At 39.9% G+C, this 7,170-nt stretch carries 5 protein-coding genes; 3 read left to right on the top strand and 2 right to left on the bottom strand.

The window, feature by feature from the left end; all coding sequences use genetic code 11:
* Positions 1-193: 193 nt before the first annotated feature.
* Complete coding sequence (locus OGM63_RS29345; protein ID WP_263749290.1) at positions 194-973, top strand: ABC transporter permease; 780 nt, start codon at positions 194-196, stop codon at positions 971-973.
* 72 nt (positions 974-1,045) lie between these two features.
* Here OGM63_RS29345 and OGM63_RS29340 read toward each other — a convergent pair whose 3' ends face one another.
* Positions 1,046-1,702, bottom strand: coding sequence for a pentapeptide repeat-containing protein (locus OGM63_RS29340; RefSeq protein ID WP_263749289.1), 657 nt, complete (start codon positions 1,700-1,702; stop codon positions 1,046-1,048).
* Between the two features lie 331 nt (positions 1,703-2,033).
* Positions 2,034-2,711 (bottom strand): response regulator transcription factor, encoded by a 678-nt coding sequence (locus tag OGM63_RS29335; protein WP_263749288.1) that lies wholly within the window; start codon positions 2,709-2,711, stop codon positions 2,034-2,036.
* A 168-nt stretch (positions 2,712-2,879) separates the two neighbouring features.
* Between OGM63_RS29335 and OGM63_RS29330 the strand changes: the two genes are divergently transcribed.
* Both OGM63_RS29330 and OGM63_RS29325 read left to right on the top strand, forming a co-directional pair.
* Complete coding sequence (locus OGM63_RS29330) at positions 2,880-5,027, top strand: PAS domain S-box protein (RefSeq protein WP_263749287.1); 2,148 nt, start codon at positions 2,880-2,882, stop codon at positions 5,025-5,027.
* A gap of 294 nt (positions 5,028-5,321) precedes the next feature.
* On the top strand, positions 5,322-7,170 hold a 1,849-nt coding region (locus OGM63_RS29325), incomplete at its 3' end, for a sensor histidine kinase (RefSeq protein WP_263749285.1).

The raw sequence follows: 7,170 nt of genomic DNA, 5'->3' as shown, positions 1-7,170 counted from the left end.
TTTACTATTTTGATAGAAAATTTTGAAATTTTCTTATTATTTGGAATTTGGGCTTTGGAGGGGGGGGAGATGGGGAGACATGGGGAGAAAGGGGGACAAGGGGGGGAAAGTTAGTGATACTTTTTGTTAAGTAACCACCAAGCACTAACCACCGGGAGCAAGGCTCCTACTAACTAATAAAAATTTAATAGCGATGAATTTGGGCAGAATTTTTGTGCTAGCAACGAATGTGTTTCGGGAAGTGGTACGCGATCGCATTCTCTATATTATCGGTTTTTATACGGTAATACTCGCCGTCGCCATCCGCTTACTTCCCGAATTTGCTGCCTCGACAGAAGATAAAATATTTTTAGACTTTGGTCTGGCAGTGATGAATATCCTCGGCTTAATTGTTGCCGTATTTGTGGGTACAGGACTAATTAACAAAGAAATTGAAAAACGCACTATTTTAGTGTTAATTACCAAACCAGTCAGCCATAGTGAACTTATTACTGGGAAATATTTCGGGTTATTAACAGTGCTCGCTGCACTTATTGCAGCTATGACGGCGATTTATCTAGCATTTTTGCAGTTTGGAAATATTCCTCATTCCACACCAAGTATTTTAATTGCTGTCATTTTCTTATTCTTGCAACTAGCTTTAATTACGGCTGTAGCTATTGCCTTAGGTGTGTTTACTAGTTCCCTATTAGCGACTGCTTTAACATTTGCAGTGTATTTAATGGGGAACATTACTCAAGATTTAGTAAAATTTGGTCGTTTGGGAAACAACAAGAGTATTGAAAGCGTTACTCAAGGCTTGTATCTCCTCTTGCCTGATTTATCTCGGCTAGATTTAAAAAATGATGCTGTTTATGGTGTTGCAGCGCTACCTGACTCAATGGCACTAATTACCAATGCTGGCTATGCCTTGTTTTACAGCGTAATTTTGTTAGCGATCGCTATCTTCATCTTTTCCAAACGTGAGTTTTAATTACTAGTTATTAGTCATTAGTTATGAGTCAAAAATACGACAATAATAAATGACTAATGACTTCACCACTCATTAACAAAACATGATTTGAGGGTATTGAATCGTTCCATCAGGCATAATAGCATCCCATAGCTTGGCATGAATCAAGTTTGCCTCCCAAAGGTTCGCTCCACTTAAGTTTGCCTCGGTTAAGTCTGCCGAAGTTAGATCTGCTGAAGTTAAATTGGCTTTCTTTAAATTAGCTTCGAGCAAAATCGCGCCACATAGCTTCGCTTGGATTAAATTAGCTCTCATTAAGTTTGCTTCAATTAATGATGCTTCAGTCAAGTTAGCTTCACTCAAATTTGCTTCGCTCAAATCTGCACCGCACAACGATGCTCCCCAAAGCTTACTTTTTGTCAAATTTACTCGCCACAAAAAAGCACAACACAGGTTGGCTCGGGTTAAATCAGCATTCTTCAAATTAGCCTCACATAATGAAGCTTCATATAAATAAGCTGACTGCAAATTGGCTCCGCTTAAATTTGCGCCACTCAGATTTGCCCCAACAAGGACAGATCCACTCAAATTTGCCCCACGTAAATCTGCCCCAATCAAATTAATTCCACTCAAGTCAACTGCCCTAAGGTCGATTCCGCTTAAGTCACATCCACTAAAATCTTCTCGTTGAAAAGATTTTTGTGTAATTTGACTTAGAATGAATTCTTGTTTATCAGCATAATTTATCATGGTCTTTACCTCTGGGTGTCAGTTATATCAACAGTTCGTGATGATAGTTACTGTATATTGAGGTTACACCGCAGAAGTATATAACCTGAGGAAAGAATCGAGAAAATATGGAGAAAATATCGAGAAGAAATCGGGAAGATACCTGGAAATGCCCTCTACAAGTACTTTCAAAAAGAAAAAAGGCTGACATAAGTCAGCAAATATTGATAATGTAAAAAAATTGTCATAGTTAACAGCTATTACGAATTTCAGACTGATCCCCAAGAAAAAGCCATCACACAAAAAGACGATGAAAATAAACTTTCTCTAGCCGATACCCAATGCCCAATTTTCAAGACAATTGCTTCAAACGATATCCCAAGCCATGAACCGTTTCGATGAAATCTTCCGGAGCGGCTACAGTTCTAAGTTTATGACGCAAACTTTTAATATGAGCCTTAACAGTATCTTCTTCCGGTGAACTTTCACTCTTCCACAGGCTATCAATAATTACAGCACGACTGAGGACGCGACGACCATTGCGAAGTAATAGTTCCAACAAACTAAATTCTTTGGGGGTTAATTGCAAAGGAACATCCAAATAAGTGACTTCGTAAGTACTAGGATTGAGAAGCAGCTTACCCCATGTCAGAATAGGTGGAGAAGTAGAACTTCCCCGACGCAATAAAGCGCGGATGCGAGCTAATAACTCTTGCAAATCAAAGGGTTTAACCACATAGTCATCGGCACCAGCGTCTAAGCCATTAACTTTATCTGTACTGGTGTCACGAGCCGTTAACATCAAAACAGGTAGAGAATAACCGTGGTGCCGTAAGCGTTGACAAAGACTGATCCCATCTAGCTTAGGAAGCATCACATCTAACAAAATCAAATCGTAAGCGATCGCTTTAACCTGATCCCAAGCAAACTCCCCATCCTTGACTACATCTACCACATACAATTGGTCAGTTAGAGCTTCTAAAAGCGCTTCCGCTAAACGCACATTGTCTTCAACAAGCAAAATTCGCATATTAATTAAAAAAGAACCTCAACAGAGATGGTAATTGGGCATTGGTAATTGGGCATTGGTAATTGGGCATTGGTAATTATTTTTCTATTCCCCATTCCCCATTCCCCATTCCCCATTCCCCATTCCCCATTCCCCATTCCCCATTTTTTTACCATACAAGCATTGCATATGAAATGGTCATTGGAAAGAAAAATCATTGCTGTCGGGTTTGGATTGGCAATGGTGATTATTGCAATTGTTAACATTATTTCATATCAAAATACAGATAAATTATTCGTTAGAGAAAGACAATTAGAATATTCCTACGAAGTCATACAAAAAGTTAGAGATGTGCTAACTACAGTGCGAGAAGCTGAAAAAGCTAGACGCAGCTTGATTATTACCGGAAACAAGTCTTATGAAGAAACATACAACACGGCAATTCAAAGCATTGAAGCTAAATTAACAGATGCTCAACGCTCTACTACCAATAATCCCACACAACAGCAGAGACTAGATATCATCAAACCTTTAATTGCCCAAAAAGTAAGTTTGCTCAAACAGTCTATTGAGTTTTACAAACGAGATAAATATGACACAGCAATTCAATTATATATTACAGATAAAAACCTGACAATTCAAGATGAAGTTTGGCAATTAATTACCCAAATTGAGAAAGAAGAGCAATCATTAGTCGAGAGTCACCAAGCTGCTACAGATGCAAGTTTTCGGTTCACAATTGTCGCCACAATAACTGGTTATTGGATTAGTTTTGCCCTACTATTTATCGTCTATTCATTATTACATCGACAAATTAGCACTCGCCAAAAATTAGAAGATACTTTACGAGAAAGTCAACAACGATACCGAAATTTATTTGAACTTAATCCTCATCCTTTATGGGTTTATGACTTAGAAAATTTAAGCTTTTTAGCTGTGAATGAAGTAGCTATTAAACAGTATGGCTACTCACAAAGCGAATTTCTATCTATGACAATTAAAGATATTCGTCCACCAGAAGAAGTGCCCGCGCTTCTTGATAGAATTCCTGGGCTACGTTGGGCAGATAAACGATTCGCGACTAGGAGACATAAAAAGCGGGATGGTACAGAAATTGATGTAGAAATTACCTCCCATGAATTAACATTTAAAGGACGACCTGCTAGATTGGTATTAGCACGCGATATTACTCAACAAAAGCAAGCACAGGAAGCGCTAGCTGCCAGCGAAGAAAAGTTTCGCCAAATTGCGGAAAATATTAATGAAATTTTTTGGATGAGGGATGCTAAAGCCGACATAGTTTTATATGTGAATCCTGCTTATGAAAGGATTTGGGGACGCACTTGTGAAAGTTTGTATAGAAATCCTCAATCATTTCTAGATGCTGTTCATCCAGAAGATAAATCTCTTGTGATTGCTAACCTTCAAAACAACATTAAAAAAGAATTTGAAATTGAATACCGCATTGTGCGTCCAGATGATTCGGTGCGCTGGGTTTGGGAACACAGTTTCCCGATTAAAAATGGGTTGGGAAAAGTCTATCGTCGAGCCGTAGTTACCCAAGATATTACCGAACGAAAACGAGCGGAAGAAGTTCAGCGAAATTTAGAAAAAGAACTAGAATTAAATGAACTTAAAATTCGTTTTTTCTCGATGTTTTCTCATGAGTTACGCACTCCTTTAAGTACTATTTTAATTTCGGCACAACTTTTAGAGAATTCTAATAAAGAATGGTCAGAAGAAAAAAAGCTGAAAAATCTTCATCGCATTCAATCTTCCGCGAAAACCATGACACAATTGTTAACAGATATTCTGACTTTAACGAGGGCGGAAGCTGGTAAATTAGAATTTAGACCGCAACCTTTGGATTTAGAAGATTTTTGCTTTTCGTTATTAGAAGAAATCAAGTTTAGTACTCGCGCTGAAAAAGATATACTTTTTGTCAGTCAATGTTCTCAAAGAATCGCTTGGATGGATGAAAGAATGCTGCGTTCGATTGTCACTAATTTGGTTGATAACGCGATTAAGTATTCTCCAGATGATAGCAAAATCTATTTCACACTGTCGGCTGAATCAGGACAAGCTATTTTTCAGATACAAGACCAAGGAATAGGGATTTCTCAAGAAGAGGAAGAACAACTTTATCAAGCTTTTCAACGAGGGGAAAATGTCGGTGATGTGACTGGGACTGGTTTAGGATTAGCTGTGGTAAAAAAATGTGTGGAATTACACGGTGGTAGCATTAAGTTAGAAAGTCAAGTGGGGGTTGGTACTACTTTTACGGTCAGAATTCCTTGGAAGAGCGATTTGGGGGAAGTTAAGCGCAAAGAGCGCTGACTACATAATAGACATCTCCGAAAATTAAATATGCGTTATCCAAACCCCAAGAGACGCGAAATACGAAGTCTCTACATTGTTTTCCGGAGATGTCTAATAGACATAATAAAAGAAAATTAAATATGCGTTACCCAAACCTTTGTAGAGACGTTCCACTCTTTACGTCTCTACCATTCGTGAAAAATTTCTCTGCACGTCCAAGCGATCGCTTTTCCCGTATCTCTAGAATAGATTACCCTAAATGTAGGTTAATATTGCACAGCAAATCCTCACTCCTTTCATTAACCCCTGAAAATGCAAGACAAGGAATCGGACTACCAACGCTTAAGCGATCGCTCTACATCTCCAAATTATCAGCAAGAGGATATCTTTCCTGGTAATGGGGAAATGAGTCTAATGATGCGGACTTTCGATTGGTCAGTTACACCAATCGGTTCTGTTCAGCATTGGAATCAGAGTTTGCGTACTTCTGTGAGTATTTGCTTATCCTCTCGATTCCCAATTTTTATTTGGTGGGGATCGGAATATGTCATGCTTTATAACGATGCTTACCGTCCAATTCTGGGAGCGACTAAACATCCCCAAGCTTTGGGTCAGCCCGGACGCAAGTGTTGGTCGGAAATATGGGATATCATTGGACCGATGCTCGAAGATGTCATGAGTACAGGCAATGCTACTTGGTCTGACGATCAGTTACTCTTAATAGACCGCAATGGTTATCTTGAGGAATGCTACTTCACTTTTTCTTATAGTCCCATCCGAGATGAAAGTGGTGGCATCGGTGGCATTTTTACTGCGGTTACCGAAACAACTCAGCGGGTTTTGAGCGAACGACGGTTACGTACTCTGCGAGAATTAGCCGCAAAAACTTCCCAAGCCCAGACTGCTGAGTCTGCTTGCAAACTCAGTATGGAAACTTTAGCTGATAATGCTGCTGATATTCCCTTTGGTTTAATTTATTTGCTGGATGAAGCAGGTAAACAAGCTCAGTTGATCAAATCAGTGGGATTAGCACCAAAAGAAATAGCAAGCCAAGAAAGTTTAGATTTATTGTCAGATGATACACACAACTTCCCGTTGGTAAAAGTTGTGCAGACAGGTCAAGCTGAACGGGTAGATAATTGGGGTGCTTCTAGTTATGCAGACTTAGCTGAGTCGGCATTAATATTACCGATAACCCAAGCAAATCAGAATTTGACCGCAGGTTTACTGGTAGTTGGGATTAATCCACGACGTGCTTTGGATGAAGAGTATAGCGGTTTCTTTCAGTTGATTGCGGGTAATATTGGAACAGCGATCGCGTCGGCTCGTGCCTATGAAATAGAACGAAAACGAGCGGAAGCGCTCTTGGAGTTAGACCGTGCGAAAACGACTTTTTTTAGCAATATCAGCCATGAGTTTCGCACCCCGCTAACCCTAATTATCTCACCTTTAGAGGAAATGTTGCGCCGCGTACAAGAATTTGCGCCACAAGACCAAGAACAATTGCAATTAATACATCGCAACTCACAGCGCTTGCTAAAATTGGTCAATAGTCTCCTAGATTTCTCCCGCATTGAGGCAGGACGAGTCGAAGCTGTATATGAACCAATTGATTTAGCTGCCTTCACTGCCGAACTCGCTAGCTTGTTTCGCTCAGTAATTGAAGCAGCGGGTATGCGCTTAATCGTACAATGCCCACCTCTGCTTTCATCGGTGTACGTAGACCGACAAATGTGGGAAAAGATTGTGCTGAATTTGCTCTCCAACGCCTTTAAGTTTACCTTCCAAGGAGAGATAAGAGTAACATTGCGCGTTCACGAAGTGTCTCCAAAGGAGAATTGCCAAAATCACGTCGAGTTAGAAATAAGTGATACCGGCACAGGCATCCCGGAAGAAGAAATACCCCATTTATTCGAGCGTTTCCACCGAGTAGAGGGTGCAAAGGGACGTAGTTTTGAAGGGTCTGGAATTGGTTTATCGTTAGTCCAAGAATTAGTCAAACTACACGGTGGCATCATCAGCGTAAGTAGCATTGTTGACCAGGGAACCAGCTTTATCGTATCTATTCCCACAGGATACGCTCACTTACCAAACGTTAATATTGACGCAATTAATACATTACCATCAACCGCAGTCGGGGCTGTCTCCTACGTTGAAGAAG

It is taken from the genome of Plectonema radiosum NIES-515 (assembly GCF_025753815.1).
Classification (GTDB): domain Bacteria; phylum Cyanobacteriota; class Cyanobacteriia; order Cyanobacteriales; family Nostocaceae; genus Hassallia; species Hassallia radiosum_A.
This window is presented reverse-complemented; position numbering and strand designations above follow the sequence as displayed.